Raw genomic sequence first — 235 nt, forward strand, 5'->3', positions numbered from 1 at the left:
CCCTTGACGCTGCGAGACTTCACGCCGTACTGCTCAACGCTCGTCTCCACAAATGCCTCGATATCGCGAAATGCCCGGACCTTGAAGTCCGCCAGCAGCGTGTTGATGATCTTGGCCTGGTCAATGAGCGTCTCGATGGTCTGGTCACGCAGCTTGTCGATATCGGACACCAGGCCTTCGGGGACGTACGAGCCGTCCGCCTTGAGGCGAAAGCCCGGCGGAATGTCGGGACGGT

General features: G+C 60.4%; 1 protein-coding gene. It reads right to left on the reverse strand.

Features of this window, described 5'->3' with window-relative positions:
- Positions 1-235, reverse strand: a 235-nt coding sequence (locus ACRHNM_RS18205; RefSeq protein WP_431138030.1) for a DUF3164 family protein, incomplete at both ends; no start/stop codon positions are given.

It is taken from the genome of Psychroserpens mesophilus, assembly GCF_050617655.1.
GTDB lineage: Bacteria > Bacteroidota > Bacteroidia > Flavobacteriales > Flavobacteriaceae > Psychroserpens > Psychroserpens mesophilus_A.